The sequence below is a fragment of the Metabacillus litoralis genome, assembly GCF_003667825.1.
GTDB lineage: Bacteria > Bacillota > Bacilli > Bacillales > Bacillaceae > Metabacillus > Metabacillus litoralis_B.
The window spans coordinates 2,561,943-2,576,430 of sequence record NZ_CP033043.1 but is presented as its reverse complement, the minus strand read 5'-3'; the positions used below and the strand labels follow the sequence as shown (position 1 = coordinate 2,576,430).

Annotated in this window: 16 protein-coding genes; all 16 read left to right on the top strand. The window is 36.5% G+C overall.

Features of this window, described 5'->3' with window-relative positions:
* Position 1: 1 nt before the first annotated feature.
* The 16 genes from mtaB (at position 2) to D9842_RS12795 (ending at position 14,456) form a co-directional block, all read left to right on the top strand.
* Complete coding sequence (gene mtaB, locus D9842_RS12875; RefSeq protein WP_121662888.1) at positions 2 to 1,360, top strand: tRNA (N(6)-L-threonylcarbamoyladenosine(37)-C(2))-methylthiotransferase MtaB; 1,359 nt, start codon at positions 2 to 4, stop codon at positions 1,358 to 1,360.
* A gap of 499 nt (positions 1,361 to 1,859) precedes the next feature.
* Positions 1,860 to 2,528, top strand: a complete 669-nt coding sequence (gene deoC, locus D9842_RS12870) for a deoxyribose-phosphate aldolase (RefSeq protein ID WP_180320428.1) — start codon at positions 1,860 to 1,862, stop codon at positions 2,526 to 2,528.
* A gap of 249 nt (positions 2,529 to 2,777) precedes the next feature.
* A complete protein-coding gene (gene rpsU / locus D9842_RS12865) occupies positions 2,778 to 2,951 on the top strand; it encodes a 30S ribosomal protein S21 (protein ID WP_015595024.1) in 174 nt (57 codons plus the stop codon).
* A 14-nt stretch (positions 2,952 to 2,965) separates the two neighbouring features.
* Complete coding sequence (locus tag D9842_RS12860; protein WP_121662886.1) at positions 2,966 to 3,412, top strand: GatB/YqeY domain-containing protein; 447 nt, start codon at positions 2,966 to 2,968, stop codon at positions 3,410 to 3,412.
* Between the two features lie 266 nt (positions 3,413 to 3,678).
* Positions 3,679 to 4,995, top strand: coding sequence for an NfeD family protein (locus D9842_RS12855; RefSeq protein ID WP_373995108.1), 1,317 nt, complete (start codon positions 3,679 to 3,681; stop codon positions 4,993 to 4,995).
* A 33-nt stretch (positions 4,996 to 5,028) separates the two neighbouring features.
* On the top strand, positions 5,029 to 6,021 hold the full coding sequence (gene floA / locus D9842_RS12850; RefSeq protein ID WP_121662885.1) for a flotillin-like protein FloA: 993 nt from the start codon (positions 5,029 to 5,031) through the stop codon (positions 6,019 to 6,021).
* A gap of 68 nt (positions 6,022 to 6,089) precedes the next feature.
* Positions 6,090 to 6,629 carry a hypothetical protein gene (locus D9842_RS25925; protein ID WP_162987421.1) on the top strand — a complete coding sequence of 180 codons (540 nt, stop codon included), beginning with the start codon at positions 6,090 to 6,092 and terminating at the stop codon, positions 6,627 to 6,629.
* A 70-nt stretch (positions 6,630 to 6,699) separates the two neighbouring features.
* A complete protein-coding gene (gene yqfC, locus D9842_RS12835) occupies positions 6,700 to 6,987 on the top strand; it encodes a sporulation protein YqfC (RefSeq protein ID WP_121662882.1) in 288 nt (95 codons plus the stop codon).
* A 157-nt stretch (positions 6,988 to 7,144) separates the two neighbouring features.
* On the top strand, positions 7,145 to 8,332 hold the full coding sequence (gene yqfD / locus D9842_RS12830) for a sporulation protein YqfD (protein WP_121662881.1): 1,188 nt from the start codon (positions 7,145 to 7,147) through the stop codon (positions 8,330 to 8,332).
* 3 nt (positions 8,333 to 8,335) lie between these two features.
* Positions 8,336 to 9,298 carry a PhoH family protein gene (locus tag D9842_RS12825; RefSeq protein ID WP_121662880.1) on the top strand — a complete coding sequence of 321 codons (963 nt, stop codon included), beginning with the start codon at positions 8,336 to 8,338 and terminating at the stop codon, positions 9,296 to 9,298.
* A gap of 287 nt (positions 9,299 to 9,585) precedes the next feature.
* On the top strand, positions 9,586 to 11,766 hold the full coding sequence (locus D9842_RS12820) for an HD family phosphohydrolase (RefSeq protein WP_121662879.1): 2,181 nt from the start codon (positions 9,586 to 9,588) through the stop codon (positions 11,764 to 11,766).
* Positions 11,763 to 12,245: an rRNA maturation RNase YbeY gene (gene ybeY / locus D9842_RS12815; RefSeq protein WP_121662878.1), complete on the top strand. Its 483-nt coding sequence runs from the start codon at positions 11,763 to 11,765 to the stop codon at positions 12,243 to 12,245. The genes D9842_RS12820 and ybeY overlap by 4 nt, the downstream gene beginning before the upstream one ends.
* Positions 12,217 to 12,603 (top strand): diacylglycerol kinase, encoded by a 387-nt coding sequence (locus D9842_RS12810; RefSeq protein ID WP_121662877.1) that lies wholly within the window; start codon positions 12,217 to 12,219, stop codon positions 12,601 to 12,603. Before ybeY ends, D9842_RS12810 begins: the two co-directional genes overlap by 29 nt.
* A gap of 155 nt (positions 12,604 to 12,758) precedes the next feature.
* Positions 12,759 to 13,256, top strand: a complete 498-nt coding sequence (locus D9842_RS12805) for a cytidine deaminase (RefSeq protein ID WP_121662876.1) — start codon at positions 12,759 to 12,761, stop codon at positions 13,254 to 13,256.
* Positions 13,246 to 14,157, top strand: a complete 912-nt coding sequence (gene era, locus D9842_RS12800; protein ID WP_121662875.1) for a GTPase Era — start codon at positions 13,246 to 13,248, stop codon at positions 14,155 to 14,157. Before D9842_RS12805 ends, era begins: the two co-directional genes overlap by 11 nt.
* Positions 14,158 to 14,312: 155 nt before the next feature.
* A complete protein-coding gene (locus D9842_RS12795; protein WP_098797488.1) occupies positions 14,313 to 14,456 on the top strand; it encodes a YqzL family protein in 144 nt (47 codons plus the stop codon).
* Positions 14,457 to 14,488 lie beyond the last annotated feature (32 nt).

Genomic DNA, 14,488 nt, shown 5'->3' with positions numbered 1-14,488 from the left:
CATGCCTACAGTTGCATTTCATACATTAGGTTGTAAAGTAAATCATTACGAAACAGAAGCGATATGGCAGCTCTTTAAAGAAGCTGGCTATGAACGTACTGACTATGAACGTGTTGCAGACGTATATGTTATTAATACTTGTACAGTTACCAACACTGGTGATAAAAAAAGTCGTCAAGTGATTCGTCGTGCCATTCGAAAAAATCCGGATGGTGTTATTTGTGTAACAGGATGTTATGCCCAAACTTCTCCAGCTGAAATCATGGCAATTCCAGGTGTTGATATTGTGGTTGGAACTCAAGACCGTGTAAAAATGCTAGAGTATATTGAGCAATACAAAGAAGAAAGAAAGCCAATTAACGGCGTTAGAAACATTATGAAAACACGTGTTTATGAAGAACTTGATGTTCCTTCATTCACAGACCGTACAAGAGCTTCATTAAAAATTCAAGAAGGCTGCAACAACTTCTGTACTTTTTGTATTATTCCTTGGGCTCGCGGTTTAATGCGTTCTCGTGACCCTAAAGAGGTAGTTGCACAAGCTCAACAACTCGTAGATGCGGGTTATAAAGAAATCGTCTTAACAGGAATTCACACAGGTGGATATGGTGAGGACTTAAAGGACTATAACCTAGCTATGCTTTTAAGAGACTTAGACGAGCAAGTAGAAGGTCTAAAACGTATCCGTATTTCTTCGATTGAAGCAAGTCAGATTTCTGATGAAGTCATTGAGGTACTTCAAAACTCTGACAAAGTGGTTCGTCATCTACACATTCCAATTCAGTCAGGCTCTGATACTGTCCTAAAACGCATGCGTAGAAAATATACGATGGAATTCTTTGCTGAGCGCATTGAGCGTTTAAAAGAAGCATTACCTGGCTTAGCGATTACATCTGACGTTATCGTTGGCTTCCCAGGTGAAACGGAAGAAGAGTTTATGGAAACTTATAACTTTATTAAAAAACATAAGTTTTCTGAGCTACATGTGTTCCCTTATTCTAAACGTACAGGCACACCTGCCGCACGTATGGAAGATCAAGTAGACGAGGACATAAAAAATGAACGTGTTCACCGTCTTATTGAACTTTCAGATCAATTAGCTAAAGAATATGCTTCACAATTTGAAAATGAAGTATTAGAAATAATTCCTGAAGAAAGATACAAAGAAGAAACAAACGAAAACTTATATGTTGGATATACAGACAATTATTTAAAAGTTGTATTCCCAGCAAATGAGGAAATGGTCGGAAAAATCGTCAAGGTCAAAATCACAAAAGCCGGCTACCCATTCAATGAGGGTCAGTTTGTAAGAGTGATGGAAGAGACTGTAAAGGTAGAAGAAGTTCGTTTAACTTCATGATAAGAGACTATAGATTAGGCGCGGATTCTTAGGAATTCGCGCCTAATTTTTTGGGGAGAGTATTTGGATCTGTACGGCAAGATGAGGAGGAAATCCCAGTGGAGGTCGAAGAGGGATGAACGACAAGACGAAGAGGAAAGAGAGGTGAAGTGTCGTTCATAAGGGGGATGAACGACAGAGCGAAGAGGAAAGGCCGTTGTAGTGTCGTTCATAAGGTCGATGAAGACCAAAAGCTAGAGAAAAGTAAAGGAATACGATCTTCATACGTACCACTTTTAAAGGCTACTAAAATTAAAATCCAAGTGTATCTACTCGCTCTCTCTATATCAACGTAATTCCGCCCCATGCTATACAGAATTGACTTTTATCTTTCCTCTAACCATAAAAATGACTAAATTTCTCTTACTAGCACAAATTATTTTTATACTCGTTTTTATACATGATAAATGATAAGATGTAAGATGTCGGACAACCATCAAATTAAAGGAGAAGATACATAATGTCTAAAATTGCAAAAATGATAGATCATACAGCTTTAAAAGCGGATACAACAAAAGAAACAGTAGAAAAGCTATGTCATGAAGCAATTGAATTCCAGTTTGCATCTGTTTGTGTAAATCCAACTTGGGTTGAAATAGCTGCCCAACTTTTAAAAGATTCAGAAGTAAAGGTTTGTACTGTTATAGGTTTCCCGCTAGGTGCAAACACTCCTGAGACAAAGGGTTTTGAAACGAAGGATGCTATCTCAAAGGGTGCAACAGAAGTTGATATGGTCATAAATATCGGTGCTTTAAAAGATAAAAATGATGAGCTTGTTCAGCGTGATATTGAAGCAGTTGTGGAAGCGGCAAAAGGAAAGGCTCTAACAAAGGTTATTATAGAGACGAGTCTTTTAACTGAAGAAGAAAAGGTAAGAGCTTGTGAACTTGCTGTTAAAGCAGGAGCTGACTTTGTAAAAACATCAACAGGCTTCTCTACTGGCGGAGCTACTGTTGAAGATATTGCTTTAATGAGAAAAACAGTAGGTCCTGATATTGGAGTTAAGGCATCAGGTGGGGTTAGAGATACTGAAGGTGCAGAGGCATTAATCGCTGCAGGAGCTACTCGTATCGGAGCAAGTTCCGGTGTTGCAATCGTTAAAGGTGAAGTATCCACATCTGATTATTAAAATAAAGGGCTATATTTACCGAAAAATAATAACAACCAATTTATTCCTTTTTAAGCATTAGTACAAACAAATGACAGGTATATTCATAAGATAGCCTTAAGATAAAGGTTTTTAATAAAAGAATAAGAATTTATTATATGAGTTGACCTGTTTTAGTCATTATATTATAATGTCAAAGTACATGTTTATCTATAGGCATGTTTTATTTACAAGTAGTCGATTGGTTGTATTCGGAGGGAGGGAAAGAGAATGTCAAAAACGGTCGTTCGTAAAAACGAGTCGCTTGAAGATGCTCTTCGTCGTTTCAAACGTACTGTATCAAAAAGTGGTACAATACAAGAAGCAAGAAAGCGCGAATTCTATGAAAAGCCTAGCGTAAAGCGTAAGAAAAAGTCTGAAGCAGCTAGAAAGCGCAAATTCTAAAAGAGGGTGTACGTATGAGTCTTCTTGATCATTTGAATCAAGATATGAAACAAGCGATGAAAAACAAGGAAAAAGAAAAATTAGTTGTCATTCGTATGGTCAAAGCTGCTTTACAAAATGAAGCGATAAAGCTTGGCAATAATGAATTGTCTGCTGAAGAAGAATTGACGGTTCTTTCTCGCGAATTAAAACAACGTAAAGACTCCCTCCAGGAATTTAAAAATGCTGATCGTTTGGACTTAGTTGAAAAAACACAAGCAGAGATTGATGTACTGGTCAAATATATGCCTGAGCAGCTTTCCGAAGAAGAAGTTGCAGAAATTGTTAAGCAAACAATTTCTGAGGTAAATGCTACTTCTAAAGCCGATATGGGGAAAGTCATGGGAGCACTTATGCCCAAAGTAAAAGGTAAAGCAGACGGAAGTCTTGTTAACAAGCTTGTGCAACAACAACTATCATAAATGACAAAAAGACATCTTGCTCTGCAAGGTGTCTTTTATTTTTTGTTTGTGAATTTATAACCTGCTTTAATCTTGGATAACGCTTTGACATCCAGCCTGAACGAGGCACTTGTGCTTTTGTTCATACATAAGAAAATCATTACATGACAATAAAAAAATAGCAAAGAATAAATATGTTTATAATATAATCATCTTTTACAAAAAAGATGAAACTAATTCATGTGCATAACCGTATTACTAATAGGATATAGAAAGGGGGGTGTAAAGTGAGAAAAAGGTTTTCTCTTTTCTTGATTGTCTTCGCTTTTATATTAAGTATTTATCAAGGTTTTACTTCTATTATTAGTGCAGAATCAAATGAAAAGGTTTATATTATTCCTGTAGAAAAAACAGTTGAAAAAGGTCTATCGCAATATATTAAAAGAACCGTGTCCGATGCACAGTCTCAAAAAGTTGACCACATTATTTTAGAGATTGATACACTTGGAGGGGCTGTTGATGGAGCTATGGAAATAGCTGATACTCTTCGTTCAAGTGAGATCCCGATTACTGCTTATATTAATAGAAGAGCAATCTCTGCAGGCGCTTATATAGCTCTTAACGCGAATCAAATATACATGGCGCCAGGTAGTCAAATGGGATCAGCTGCTATTATCACAGGTGATGGAAATGCGGCAGATGATAAAGCCCAGTCTTTATGGTTATCAGAAATGAGAGAGTCAGCAGAACGTAATGGTCGTGACCCCAAATATGCGCTGGCAATGGCTGATAAAGATGTAGATATCCCTGAATACGGAGCAGGAAAAGGTGATTTGTTAACTTTAGAGACAAAACAAGCACTCGAAGTTGGATATTCAGAAGGAACGGCTATTGATCGAGATGATCTACTAAAACAATTAGGCTACAATAATGCCGCGGAGATTGTAGCTGAAGAAAGCTTTGCTGAGAAAGTTGCAAGGTTTCTAACGAATCCGGTTGTTGTTCCAATTCTTCTTTCAATAGGAAGTCTAGGGTTGGTTGTGGAGCTTTATTCACCTGGATTTGGTGTTCCGGGAAGCATGGGACTTGCAGCACTTCTTTTATTCTTTTATGGTCACTTAGTAGCGGGATTAGCTGGAATGGAATCCATTATTCTATTTATTCTTGGGATTATCTTGATAATAGCCGAGTTTTTTGTACCAGGTGGTATATTGGGAATAGTAGGTTTTGTTAGCATTATCACTAGCTTATATGTAGCTTCAGGTGATTTTGTTCACATGACGATTTCACTTTTAATTTCCTTTGCTGTTTCAGTAACAGCATCCATTCTATTAGTAAAGGTGTTTGGAAAGCGTATGAATATATTTAAAAAGCTAATTTTGCGTGATTCAACAAATACCGAAAGTGGTTATGTATCCAATGTATCTAGAGCTGAATTAGTTGGTGCTGAAGGAGTAGCGCTAACAACTTTGAGGCCTTCAGGTACAGCTATTTTTAGTGATGAACGCCTTGATGTAGTGACAGAAGGCGGATATATTACAAAAGGAAACAAGGTAAAAGTAGTAAAAGTAGAAGGCTCACGTATTGTTGTGAGAGAACTATAAAGAAAAAACATTAACATTAGGAGGAATAACATAATGGATGCTTCTGCAATCTTATTAATTGGACTTGTCATATTGGGGCTAATCGTTTTAGGTGTTTTCTTTACATTTGTACCGATTGCCCTCTGGATTTCTGCCTTAGCAGCAGGTGTAAGGATAAGTATTTTTACGCTAATCGGAATGAGATTACGTCGTGTCATTCCAAGTAGAGTTGTCAACCCATTGATCAAAGCACATAAAGCAGGTCTTGATGTGACAACTAACCAACTAGAAAGTCACTATTTAGCAGGTGGTAATGTTGACCGAGTTGTAAATGCGTTAATTGCCGCAGAACGTGCAAACATTGAATTAACATTTGAACGCTGTGCTGCAATCGATCTAGCTGGTCGTGACGTACTAGAAGCTGTACAAATGAGTGTAAACCCAAAAGTTATCGAAACACCGTTTATCGCTGGTGTTGCGATGGATGGTATTGAAGTAAAAGCTAAAGCTAGAATTACTGTTAGAGCAAATATTGAACGACTTGTCGGTGGTGCTGGTGAAGACACAATTATCGCCCGTGTTGGTGAAGGGATCGTAAGTACAATTGGTTCATCAGATAATCACAAAAAAGTTCTTGAAAACCCTGATTTGATTTCTCAAACTGTTTTAGGAAAAGGACTTGACTCAGGTACAGCCTTTGAAATTCTCTCGATTGATATTGCGGATGTTGATATCGGTAAAAACATTGGTGCAGAATTGCAAACAGAGCAAGCAGAAGCAGACAAAAAGATTGCTCAGGCAAAGGCAGAAGAACGAAGAGCAATGGCTGTTGCACAAGAACAAGAAATGCTTGCACGTGTTCAGGAAATGAAAGCTAAGGTTGTGGAAGCAGAAGCGAAAGTTCCTCTTGCTATGTCTGAGGCTCTTCGTTCAGGTAATATTGGTGTAATGGACTATATGAACATTAAAAATATATCTGCAGATACAGACATGAGAGATTCAATTGGAAAAACAAATAAAGATCATAATGATTCAGATCAGTACTAAGAAGTGTTATCAAATAAAAGGGATTGAGTTTTCAATCCCTATTCCTCATTCAAAAGGAGGGAGTAAGAGTGGATATAACAGAAATTTTCACAAACCCTCTTGTCTGGGCGGCTTTAGCATGGCTGTTCTCTCGGGTTTTCACTTCTAAGACAAAAGAAGATGAAACGAAACAAAAACAACCAACTAAACAAACAGTTTCTCCGCAGGATACTCGGCAAGACTCTAGACCAAATCCAAGGCCGAACCCAAGGCCAAATCCAAGGACTAGCTCTAGACCAAATCCAAGGCCCGTGCCGAAGCCGGTCATGACTACGGTAGAAACGAACCAAAGAGAAGAAAACAAACCACCTCTTCAAACCGTACAAGAGGCTTATGAGAAGATGAAACGCACTCCTGTTAAAGAAGATAGGGTAAATATCGTAAAAGAGCGTCTTGATAAACCTCGAGCTGTAAAAGAAGAGAAGTTACCAAAAGTTAACCGAAACGTAAATCGTAATCAGCTTATTGTTGATCAGGAAAGTGCTGCTCAAGGTGTTATTTGGAGTGAAATTCTTGGGGCACCTCGTTCAAAAAATCCACATTATACCCAAAATAGAAGACGATTGTAACTTAACAAATAAACGTGTTATAAGACTCCGGTTTCTCTCATACATATGAGATGAAAGGGGGTCTTTTTTTATGGCAAAAAAATGGCGCCAGCAATTAACGAGATGGATAACAAATAACATTGAACTACCGCCGGATGTCATGATGGATCTTCCTAGAATTACGATGGTTGGACAGCTACATATTTACATAGAGAATCATCGAGGACTCCTTACATTTACTGATACTGAGCTCCGCCTATTACTAAAGCAGGGTCAGCTTTTAATTAAAGGTGAAGCCTTTGTCATAAAAACGATTCTTCCGGAAGAAATTTTATTAGAAGGTAAAATCAACCAAGTTTTATACCTTGATGAGTCTTAAATGTTTTTACTCCTATCGTTCGTAATTGTAAAGAACTTCATGTAATCATAAGGAATATTTGGGTGAAATTGTCTAGTTGTCTGCTGTGTTTCAGCAACACGGCAGACAAGTATATATCTCTTTTTTATTGATGTGTTTCTTAAACAGGGGGATGAGTATGAAGAATCAATGGACGAGTTATTTGTTTGGTGTAGTTAAAGTGAGTATTAGCGGAAGAGGTACAGAGAGGTTTTTAAACGACTGTATCCGAAATAATATTGTTGTGTGGAATGTTAAACGATATGAGTCAGAAAGTTTAAGTTTTTTTATACGCCTTCAAGATGTACATGCTTTACGAGCTGTTGTAAAGAAAAATGAGTGTAAATGTAGGTTTGAAAAGAGGTTGGGCTTTCCTTTTTTCGTTAAAAAGTCATGGAGAAATAATGGTTTCGTTTTAGGATTGCTTGCCTTTTTAATGGTCATTTTTGTTTTATCTAATATGATTTGGGGAATAAAGGTCGAAGGTGCATCACCTGAAACAGAACACTTAATTAAAAAAGAATTATCCAGTATCGGAGTTAAAACCGGTAAGTTCCAATTTTTGGTTGAAAATCCAGATGATATTCAGAAGACTTTAACAGATAATATACAACAAATCACATGGGTTGGAGTAGAATTAACAGGTACAACCTATCATCTAAAAGTTGTAGAGAAAAACCAGCCTGAGGAAGAAGAGCTAGTAAGTCCAAGACATATTGTTGCACAGAAGGAAGCTGTAATTAAAAAGATGTTCGTTGAGCAAGGTCAACCGCTAACAACCCTAAATGAACATGTTTCAAAGGGGCAGGTATTAGTATCCGGTTTGATTGGTAAAGAAGATGAACAAAAGAAAGTTGCTGCTAAGGCTGAGATATTCGGGGAAACTTGGTATAAATCTTCAATAACAATTCCATTAAAAACGACTTTTGATGTGTTAACTGGGGAAGCTAAAGTTAAACATTATCTTCAACTGGGTTCCTTAAAAATCCCAATATGGGGATTTGGAGCTAGTAAATTTAAATCTTTTGAAGTTGAAGATGATGTTTATCATGTGAAATTTTTGAAATTTACACTTCCTATTGCCTATGTGAATGAAACACATCGTGAAAAGGAACAGATAAAAAGAGAGTATAGTGTTGAGCAAGCAAAAGAAGCTGCATTAGATAGAGGACGTAAAGATATTGAAGACAAATTGGATGAAGAAGAAAAGGTCATAGGTGAAAAAGTTTTGCACCAATCGAATGAGAATGGTAAAGTTAAGTTGACTGTTCTTTATCAAGCAATAGAAAATATTGTAAAAACCACACCAATTGTTCAGGGAGATTAAAGAATGCCAGAAGAATTAGTGACAATGAATCAACAAGTAGAAAATCCAAACGAAGCAATTGCTCTATTTGGTAACCATGATCTTCATTTAAAACGAATTGAAGAGGGTTTAAATGTTTCGATTGTAACAAGAGGAGAAGGAGTACATGTTTCAGGAAGTGCCGAGAATGTTAAACTTGTCGATGAACTTCTTAAATCACTTCTTCTCATTATTAGAAAAGGTATTAACATTAGTGAAAGAGACATTATTTATGCCATTAATATGGCGAAAGAACAAAAGCTAGATCAGCTGGAAAACCTTTATATGCAGGAAATTGCAAAAACGGCTAAAGGAAAGTCTATACGCGTAAAAACCTTAGGTCAGCGCCAATATATTTCTGCTATTCAAAAAAAGGATTTAGTGTTTGGAATTGGCCCTGCAGGAACGGGAAAAACGTATTTGGCTGTAGTAATGGCCGTAAATGCATTAAAACTTGGATCGGTTAAACGCATTATTTTAACACGACCAGCTGTGGAAGCCGGAGAAAGCTTAGGATTCCTACCGGGTGACTTAAAGGAAAAAGTTGATCCCTATTTAAGACCATTATATGATGCTCTTCATGATGTTTTGGGAATGGAGCACACCCAAAGGCTGATTGAACGTGGGACAATTGAAATTGCCCCCTTGGCATATATGAGGGGAAGAACATTGGATGATGCATTCGTTATTTTAGACGAAGCGCAGAACACTACGCCGGAGCAAATGAAAATGTTCCTAACAAGACTGGGATTTGGCTCCAAAATGGTCATAACTGGTGATATTACACAGGTTGACCTTCCAAAAGGAGTTAAATCAGGCTTGGCTACCGCGAAAGATATCCTCACAAATGTTAGCGGATTATCTTTTGTGATTCTTGAGCAATCAGACGTTGTTCGACATCCACTTGTAGCTAAAATTATTTCGGCATATGATGAAAATTCAAAATAAGAAAAATGACCCGAGCACCCTTAATCGGGTCATTTTTCTTTGAAAAAAAGTATGTAGAATGGTGCATTCAGTCTAATTGAGTGAGTTATGAATAAACAGTCATTCTTTAGGCACTTTCAACAAAATCCTTTTTAAGGTATTGTTTATGAAAGTGCTTGCACTTTTGTTCTTTTTTTGTCATATTTTGTCTTAACAGTTGAACATTTTTCGATAAAAATGAATAATGGTAGTATAGAATTGTTTATAGGGGCTTTTCTTTGGAAGGTTGTTAGAGGGTGGTGCCAATCATGAAGAAAAAAAATGCCAATTCAAAGGAAAATAAAAGAACGAACAAAGTAATAGATAAGTTAAATAGCTACAAGTTTTTACATATTTTTTTATACAGCATTTTAGCCGTAATCTTATTTGTAGCTTTGTACAGTAATGTAAAGCCTGAAACGCTGGATATTGAGCTTTTTACTGTTTCTGACCAGACAATTTATGCTCCTACAACGGTGGAAGATAAAGTTGAGACTGAAAGAAAGCAACAGGAAGCATATGACTCAGTAGAGGATCAGTATGTTTTAAAAAAGGAAATCTCAGAAAAGCAAGTAGACCTTGTTTCGTCTATCTTTGACACTGTAATAGAGGTTAGAAAAGAAGAAGAAAAAGAAAAAGAAAAAGGCAATGAAGAGGGTGCTTCAACTACCACGTCAAATGAGAAAGTTGAGAAGATCAGAGGGAAATTAACGGATTCAATCAACAAAAAAATACCTGCTGATACATTTGTATCATTAGTTGAAACATCTGAAGACGAACTTGAGTTAGCGAAAGATGCTGTTGTAACAGCTGTGAATAATATAATGAGCAAAGAAATACCTATTGTTCAATTAACAGAAGCAAAAAAGCAGGTTGAGGATGAGCTCCAATATACATCGTTACGACCAGAAGTTTCTGAATCAGCTACAACTCTTGCTAGATTTGCGATCACGCCAAACTATGTGTTTGATCTTGAAGCAACAGAAGAGCAAAGACAGCTAGCTGTAGATAGTGTAAAAGAAGCACAAATAAAACAAGGGCAAATTTTAGTTGAGGAAGATGAACTCATTAACCGTGAAGTTTATCGAAAACTTGGCCTTGTTGGGTTATTAGATGACCATCAATCTTTTAAACCATTTTTGGGGCTCGGTTTATTTATCCTCCTTATCTTGGCAGCAGTTGTTTATTTTTTCGAGAAGAAAGACAGTCCAATTTCAAGAAAAAATAATTCTTTGTTATTATATTGTTTAATCTTTGCAATTACGATTTTATTAATGAAAATTGTCAGCTTATTTCAAAAGATCGATTATACACACATTGGTTATATCGTTCCGGTTGCAATGGGAGTTATGCTGGTTAAATTATTATTAAATGAACGATTAGCTATTTTAACTAGTATGATCTTTGCTGTTTGTGGAAGTGTTATATTTAATGAAGGAATAACAGGCAATTTTAACTTTTCTATCGGAATTTATTATCTTTTTGGCTGTCTTGCAGGGGTGTTGTTTTTAGGTGAACATAACCTGCGTTCCAAAATCTTGCAGGCAGGTTTATTTGTTGCTGGAGTCAATGTGCTAGCACTTACAGCCATTATGCTTATTAGAAATGGTGGATATTCTAATATGGAAATATCCTCGTATTTTGTGATGGCATGTGCGTCAGGTCTTGTGTCTTCGGTATTGACAATAGGTTTTATGCCATTTTTTGAAACAGGTTTTGGCATACTATCAACGATGAAACTAATTGAGTTAGCCAATCCTAATCACCCATTACTAAGGAAAATTTTAACGGAGACCCCTGGGACATACCATCATAGTGTTATGGTTGCTAATTTATCAGAATCCGCCTGTGAAGCTATTGGTGCTAATGGACTTCTTGCAAGGGTGGCTGCTTATTATCATGATATTGGAAAAACAAAACGTCCACAGTACTTCATTGAAAATCAAATGAATATTGAAAATCCACATAATAAGCTTTCTGCACAACTTAGTAAAAATATCATTATTTCCCATGTTACAGATGGCGTGGAAATGTTAAGAAAGCATAAAATGCCAAAAGAATTTGTTGACATAGCTGAACAGCACCATGGGACAACACTTTTAAAATATTTTTATCATCAGGCTAAGCAAACGAATGATTCCATCTATGAGGAGGAGTTCCGTTACCCGGGTCCAAAGCCACAAACAAAAGAAATTGCGATTATCTCAATTGCAGATAGTGTAGAAGCTGCAGTACGCTCAATGTCAAACCCTACTCCTGAAAAGATTGAAAAACTGGTCAGGTCAATCATTTCTGATCGATTACAAGATAATCAGTTAGATGAATGTGATATAACATTAAAGGAATTGGATATTATCGCCAAGTCTTTTTGTGAATCATTAAAAGGAATTTTCCATTCTAGAATTGAGTACCCTGAACTAACAAAAAAACAGAAGGTGAAGAAAGAATGAGATTATCTATCGATAGTCATGATGAAACAAATGAATTAACTGAAAAGGAAATACATACAGTTGAAGAACTTTTGCAGTTTGCTGCTGAACAAGAAGGGATAACAGAAGGTGCTGAGATCTCAGTCACATTCGTTACAAATGAACGTATACAAGAAGTAAACCGGGATTATCGAGACAAAGATCAACCAACTGATGTTATTTCATTTGCTTTAGAAGAGATGGGAGAAGGCGAGGTTGAAATTGTTGGTATAGATCAACCTCGAATGCTTGGAGATATCATTATATCGATTCCTCGGACCAAAGAACAGGCTCAGGATTATGGTCATTCATTTATGAGGGAGCTGGGGTTTTTAGCTGTACATGGTTTTCTCCATCTTTTAGGTTATGATCATATGACAGAAGCTGATGAAAAAGAGATGTTTACTAAACAAAAGGAAATTTTAAATCAATATGGACTTAAAAGATCCGAAACTATCTGAATGGAAGCGTTTTTTTAGAAGCTTTATATTTGCTTGGTCCGGTATTATTCAAACCTTTAAAACGGAGAGGAATTTTCAGATCCATGTTTCTATTTCCTTCATCATGCTAATAGTGGGAATGCTTCTAGGGTTTACAACATTTGAATGGGTTCTTCTCCTGTTTTTACTCGGTGGTATGCTTTCGTTAGAATTGATCAATACCGCTTTAGAGCATGTTGTTGATTTAATTACACCAGATTACCACCCGCTTGCAAAAGCAGCAAAAGACGCTGCGGCTGGAGCGGTTTTGGTATATGCGTTTCTTTCGGTTATAATTGGTGTAATTATTATATGGAGTCATCTTAAATTATTTGTATAGCTATGAGCTGTCAAAGCAAATGGTGAGGCTCCGGAATAATGCAGATAGCTTATCATTGTTAAATTAGGACTTCTTTTACTGAAAAAAGGTTTGTTAACTTTAAAGACAAACCTTTTAATGTATTAAATATACTGTCCGAAGATTCTTACAATTAAATGACAAAGTTTGAATTAGGCGTGAAATCTATCCGAAAATTAGGTAAAATAAAAGAGAGAATTAGTCATTCTCTTAGAGAAAGGAAGAAAGATTTAGTGAACATTGAACAACTCATCGAAGAAGCGAAAGCAGCAAGGGAAATGGCTTATACTCCCTACTCTAAGTTTAAAGTAGGTGCAGCTTTATTAACGAAGGATGGAAAAGTTTATAAAGGCTGCAATATTGAAAATGCTGCTTACAGCATGTGTAATTGTGCTGAGAGAACAGCAATATTCAAAGCATATTCAGAAGGTGACAAAGAATATACAACCATAGCCGTTGTAGCAGATACAGTCAGACCTGTTCCACCTTGTGGTGCTTGTCGTCAAGTAATTGCAGAGCTTTGTCCAAAAGACATGAAAATTGTTTTAACAAACCTCCAAGGTGATGTTTCAGAACTTACAGTTAGCGAATTACTACCAGGAGCTTTTTCAGCGGAGGATTTACATGAATCATAATCAATCTTTCAAATCAGGATTTGTATCAATTATAGGAAGACCAAACGTAGGAAAATCTACTTTTATTAATAGGGTGATCGGTCAAAAAATTGCAATTATGAGCGATAAGCCACAAACAACTCGTAACAAGATTCAAGGGGTTTATACAACAAATCAATCTCAAACAGTTTTTATTGACACCCCAGGAATTCATAAGCCAAAACATAAGCTTGGCGATTTTATGATGAAAGTAGCACAAAACACGTTAAAAGAGGTTGATTTAATTTTATTCATGATTAATGCAGAAGAAGGGTATGGTCGTGGTGATGAATTCATCATTGAGAAGTTAAAACAAACGAACACACCTGTTTTTCTAATTATTAACAAAATAGATCAAATACACCCTGATCAACTGCTGCCTCTCATTGAACAATATAAAGAGTTATATCCTTTTAAAGAAATTGTTCCCATTTCAGCACTGCAGGGAAACAATGTTGACACGTTACTACAACAAATCGAAGCTGTCCTACCGGAAGGGCCTCAGTACTACCCGGAAGATCAAGTGACAGATCACCCGGAACGATTTATTATAACAGAGCTAATTCGAGAAAAGGTTTTACATTTAACAAGAGAAGAAATTCCACATTCCATTGCAGTGGTAATGGATACGCTTGAGCGCCGTGAAAACAATGCTGCAATATATGTTGGCGCAACGATAATTGTCGAGCGTGATTCGCAAAAAGGTATTGTAATCGGTAAGCGTGGGAGTATGCTAAAAGAAGTTGGGCAAAGAGCCCGAGTCGATATTGAAGCATTGTTAGGATCTAAAGTGTTTTTAGAGCTTTGGGTAAAAGTGCAAAAAGATTGGCGAAATAAAGCTTCACAGCTTCGTGATTATGGATTTAGAGAAGATGAATACTAAAGCGTTTAGGATGAAACAATAAACAAAATAATCCTATTCATGAAAAGCATTAGTAAAAATTGTTTAACATGAAATGAAGAAAATAAGGTCAAGATAACTGTAAAGAAATTGGATTTATTGCTTGCTAGTCTTAACAACTGAAAGGTGGGGTTTATATGTTGGATTTTACCTGGAAGGTTTTTTCGCAAACAGGTAGTATTGATACGTATCTTCTTTTTAAAGAGTTAGAAAAGGAGAATGATGAAGGACCCGATTCTCAAGATGATGAACTAGCTGAACTAGATTTTCCAATTTCCTGATCTTGCCTGAACCTTTGAAAGGTGAGGGGAAA

Coding starts and splice junctions, on each gene's coding strand:
- deoC (WP_180320428.1), top strand. CDS start 1,860: ATGTCTAAAATTGCAAAAATGATAGATCATACAGCTTTAAAAGCGGAT.
- mtaB (WP_121662888.1), top strand. CDS start 2: ATGCCTACAGTTGCATTTCATACATTAGGTTGTAAAGTAAATCATTAC.
- yqfC (WP_121662882.1), top strand. CDS start 6,700: ATGGCAAAAAAATGGCGCCAGCAATTAACGAGATGGATAACAAATAAC.
- D9842_RS12825 (WP_121662880.1), top strand. CDS start 8,336: ATGCCAGAAGAATTAGTGACAATGAATCAACAAGTAGAAAATCCAAAC.
- ybeY (WP_121662878.1), top strand. CDS start 11,763: ATGAGATTATCTATCGATAGTCATGATGAAACAAATGAATTAACTGAA.
- era (WP_121662875.1), top strand. CDS start 13,246: ATGAATCATAATCAATCTTTCAAATCAGGATTTGTATCAATTATAGGA.
- D9842_RS12805 (WP_121662876.1), top strand. CDS start 12,759: ATGACAAAGTTTGAATTAGGCGTGAAATCTATCCGAAAATTAGGTAAA.
- floA (WP_121662885.1), top strand. CDS start 5,029: ATGGATGCTTCTGCAATCTTATTAATTGGACTTGTCATATTGGGGCTA.
- rpsU (WP_015595024.1), top strand. CDS start 2,778: ATGTCAAAAACGGTCGTTCGTAAAAACGAGTCGCTTGAAGATGCTCTT.
- D9842_RS12860 (WP_121662886.1), top strand. CDS start 2,966: ATGAGTCTTCTTGATCATTTGAATCAAGATATGAAACAAGCGATGAAA.
- D9842_RS12810 (WP_121662877.1), top strand. CDS start 12,217: ATGGACTTAAAAGATCCGAAACTATCTGAATGGAAGCGTTTTTTTAGA.
- D9842_RS12795 (WP_098797488.1), top strand. CDS start 14,313: ATGTTGGATTTTACCTGGAAGGTTTTTTCGCAAACAGGTAGTATTGAT.
- D9842_RS12820 (WP_121662879.1), top strand. CDS start 9,586: ATGAAGAAAAAAAATGCCAATTCAAAGGAAAATAAAAGAACGAACAAA.
- yqfD (WP_121662881.1), top strand. CDS start 7,145: ATGAAGAATCAATGGACGAGTTATTTGTTTGGTGTAGTTAAAGTGAGT.